Below are 1,262 nucleotides of genomic sequence, written 5' to 3' on the forward strand. Positions count from 1 at the left end.
ATCGATCCGGAGGTGTTGTGGTCGTGCACGACCTGTGGTGCGTGTGTGGAGCAGTGCCCGGTCGATATCGAGCATGTGGACCACATCATCGATATGCGCCGCTACCAGGTGCTCATCGAGTCGGAGTTCCCGTCGGAGCTGGCCGGGTTGTTCAAGAATCTGGAGAACAAGGGCAACCCGTGGGGTCAGAACGCCAAGGACCGTCTCAACTGGATCAATGAGCTGGACTTCGACATCCCGGTCTTCGGGCAGGACGCGGAGTCCTTCGACGGGTACGAATACCTGTTCTGGGTCGGGTGTGCGGGCGCGTACGAGGACCGGGCGAAGAAGACCACCAAGGCCGTCGCCGAGCTGCTGGCCACTGCCGGGGTGAAGTTCATGGTGTTGGGGCAGGAGGAGACCTGCACCGGTGACTCGGCGCGGCGTGCGGGTAACGAGTTCCTGTTCCAGCAGTTGGCCATGCAGAACATCGAGGTGTTGAACTCGGTGTTCGAGGGTGTGGAGCAGTCGAAGAAGAAGATCGTGGTCACGTGTGCGCACTGTTTCAACGCGCTCAACAACGAGTATCCGCAGGTGGGTGGCACCTATGAGGTGGTGCACCACACGCAGTTGCTGAACCGGCTGGTGCGCGCCAAGCAGTTGATCCCGGTGTCGCCGGTGGCGCAGAACGTGACCTATCACGATCCGTGTTATCTGGGGCGGCACAACAAGATCTACAACGCGCCGCGTGAACTCATGGACGCCTCCGGCTCGACCCTGGTGGAGATGCCGCGTCACGGTGAGCGGTCGATGTGCTGTGGTGCCGGTGGTGCGCGGATGTGGATGGAGGAGCAGCTCGGCAAGCGGATCAATATCGACCGCGTCGACGAGGCCCTGGACACGCTGTCCGGCGGTAATGAGCCGTCGATGATCGCGACGGGGTGCCCGTTCTGTCGGGTGATGCTGACCGATGGGGTGACCGCGCGTAAGGATGGTGGCGAGGTCGGTCAGGGTGTCGAGGTGGTGGATGTGGCGCAGTTGATGCTGCAGGCCATCGACCGGGTCGAGCCCGCCACGCTGAGCGAGAATCTGAAGGTGGTGCAGGAGCCCAAGTCCGCGCCCGCACCCGAGCCGGTCGCCGAGCCCGAGCCCGAGCCCGAGCCGGTGACGGCCGAGGCTGCTGCCCCGGCTGCGCCTGCGGTGAAGCCTGCCGGTGGCGGGTTGGGGATGAAGGGTGGTGCGAAGGCTCCCGGTGGTAAGGGTCTGGCCATGAAGGGCGGGCT

The 1,262-nt window shown here is 64.2% G+C and carries 1 protein-coding gene; it reads left to right on the forward strand.

Annotated features, from left to right (window positions below; translation table 11 throughout):
* The coding region (locus tag ON31_RS28405) for a (Fe-S)-binding protein (protein ID WP_039818032.1) at nucleotides 1-1,262 on the forward strand (1,262 nt) is incomplete at both ends.

Origin of the sequence: Nocardia otitidiscaviarum NBRC 14405, assembly GCF_000308635.1 — a bacterium.
GTDB lineage: Bacteria > Actinomycetota > Actinomycetes > Mycobacteriales > Mycobacteriaceae > Nocardia > Nocardia otitidiscaviarum.